General features: G+C 44.9%; 1 protein-coding gene. It reads left to right on the top strand.

From position 1 onward, the window contains the following. Positions 1-1,407: DUF4114 domain-containing protein (locus QUA80_RS31300; RefSeq protein ID WP_333428836.1), on the top strand; the 1,407-nt coding region annotated here is incomplete at both ends.

The following is a 1,407-nucleotide window of genomic DNA, read 5'->3' as shown; positions in this document are numbered from 1 at the left end:
GAGTGAATCAGCTAGCGAAGAACTGCCAAATGAAGAGACTGCATCAGCGGGGGAAATCGCATCAGACAAACTACCAACCGATTCGGCAATTTCAACCGCCGAAGAACCCAGCGAAACTGCTGCCACAAACAATCCAAATAGCACAGCCGCCGCCAAAACAGATACAGTTGGAGGCGAAACAGTTGCCCCTCAAGAACCAAAAATAGGCGAGACTTTAGTTGCTATTTCCCCAGATGCCAGCAAGCCAGGGGACGAAACAAATACTGACACTAGCAACGGGGAAGAAACCGAGAAAGAGAATACCACTACTACCGTAGCAACAACTGAAACAAAAAAAGAACCAGAACCGACTACGGAGAAAAAGTTAGTTTTTCCCTTTACATCGGGGGTCTTTACTACCGATGAAACTGGTCGCATCCGTGTAGACTACATATTTGATGGTGGGATCTTTCAAGGTGAGTTAGCTATTTTCAGCTTAGACGATTTAGATAAATTTGAACCAGGTTCTGAAGCATTTATTAAAGAAGTAGCAGCGCGTTCTTTAAGTAACTCTGTGAAAGGTCATGTAGTCATTAATGATGCTACAGAAGGTGCGCGGTTTTCCGGTTTGTTAGGAGAGAGTAATGCCAACGAAGGAGTCTACTTAGGAGTCAAGAATTTTGCCGTAACTGCTGGGGGTAAATATGGGGTGATGTTGGTACCCAACGGTAGTGTCAAATTCGTTTACGATAATCCGACTGTTGGCGGCGCTCAACGTCCTTTATTTTCTATGGCAATGGCGAATCCTGTGGAGGGATTTCACTTTGGTCAAATTGCGGATCTGACGGGGGAAGGTAATACCTTTATCATGGAGGATATGCGGTTAGATGTAGGGAGTGACAGGGATTACAACGATATCATTTTCCAAGTGCGGGGTGCGACGGCAACAACTGCTTTGGTGGATAGTGTGATTGACCCGGATAAAGAGTGGCGGAAAACTGATTTAGGCAAGGCACTTATTGCTTATGCGAAACCTTACATTACCCCGGAACCAAAACCAAATGTAGATGCTGAACTATCCGATTTAGTTGATGAGTTAGAAACGGAAATTCTGAATCCATCAACTTCAGATATAGATACTCCCACAACTCCAGCGCCTGCCACTACTACCGACGAAAATACTACTGATGCAGCCCAAGTTGAAACAGCCGACAAAGTAGATGCAAAGCCTACTACTCCAGCGGTGACGGCTGAGGAAGAAGTCAAAGATACTGCGAATAATTCTGGTGATTCGACTCAGGTTGAAACAACCGACAAAGTAGATACAAAGCCTACTCCAGCGGTGACGATGGAGGAAGAAGTCAAAGATACTGCGAATAATTCTGGTGATTCGACTCAGGTTGAAACAACCGACAAAGTAGATACAAA

This window comes from Microcoleus sp. F4-D5 (assembly GCF_036704885.1).
In the GTDB taxonomy this organism is placed as follows: domain Bacteria; phylum Cyanobacteriota; class Cyanobacteriia; order Cyanobacteriales; family Microcoleaceae; genus Microcoleus.
This window is presented reverse-complemented; position numbering and strand designations above follow the sequence as displayed.